The organism is Acidovorax sp. KPB24-03 (genome assembly GCF_057546605.1).
Window position 1 is genome coordinate 1 of sequence record NZ_BAAJYR010000760.1, and the last position, 986, is coordinate 986.

2 protein-coding genes are annotated in these 986 nt (G+C 75.9%); one reads left to right on the forward strand and one right to left on the reverse strand.

Translation table 11 applies throughout. The features are described 5' to 3' along the window. Positions 1 to 202: SIP domain-containing protein (locus AC27KI_RS25790; RefSeq protein WP_487116673.1), on the forward strand; the 202-nt coding region annotated here is incomplete at its 5' end. A gap of 33 nt (positions 203 to 235) precedes the next feature. Here AC27KI_RS25790 and AC27KI_RS25795 read toward each other — a convergent pair. Next, positions 236 to 986: substrate binding domain-containing protein (locus AC27KI_RS25795; protein WP_487116675.1), on the reverse strand; the 751-nt coding region annotated here is incomplete at its 5' end.

Consider the following 986-nt stretch of genomic DNA (forward strand, 5'->3'; position numbering starts at 1 on the left):
CGCCGAGCCCCTGCTGCAGGCGCTGCGCGCGCAGCCCCTGCCCGCGGGCGATTTCCACGCCTGGGTGGCCTGCGAATCGGCCGTGGCCAAGGCCCTGCGCGCGCACCTGGTGGGCGAGCGAGGCGCCTACCCCAAGTGGGTCAAGGCCTCGGGCTACTGGCGCCGGGGCAGCGCGGCCACGCACGACACGCACGAGGACTGACCGGGAGGGACCGGCAGGCGCCGCGCGGGCCCCTCATGCGGGCCGCGCGGCCAGACCCTGCGCCACATGGTCGATCCAGGCCCGCACCCGCGCCGGCAGAAAGCGGTTGGGCGGGTAAAGCAGCCAGGCCGTGCCGGAATACGCCGTGGTGTGGCGCCAGCCGGGCAGCACGCGCACCAGCGTGCCGGCCGCCAGGGCCGCCTGCGCCGTGAAGCCCGGCAGCGAGGCGATGCCCAGGCCGCCCAGGGCGGCCTCGCACCGCACCTCGCTGTGGTTGGCCACATAGCGGCCGCGCACCTTCACCACGGCGGATTCCGCTGCGCCACCCCCGCCACCCGGCCGCTCGAAGCGCCAGTGCCGGTCGCGCTCGTCCTCGCCCAGGGGCAGGCAGTCGTGCTGCGCCAGATCGCGCGGGTGCTCCGGCAGGCCGCGCTGCGCCAGGTAGGCCGGGCTGGCGCACACCACGTGTTCCACCGGCTCCAGCGGCCTGCCCGCCAGGCCCGGGGGCGGCGCGTCGGTGATGCGCACCGCCACGTCGATGTGCTCGGTGAACAGGTCCACGGTGCGGTCGGTGATGACCAGTTGCACGTCCACCTGCGGGTGCGCGGCCAGGAAGGACGGCACCAGCGGGTGCAGCCGCTGGCGTCCATAGGCCTTGGGCGCGCTCATGCACACCAGGCCGCTGGGCACGTCGGCATGGTGGCCGGCCAGCGCCAGCACCTCGCGCGCGCACGATTCCAGCCCCTGGCAGCGCGCGAACGCCGCGTGGCCCGCCTCGGTCAGG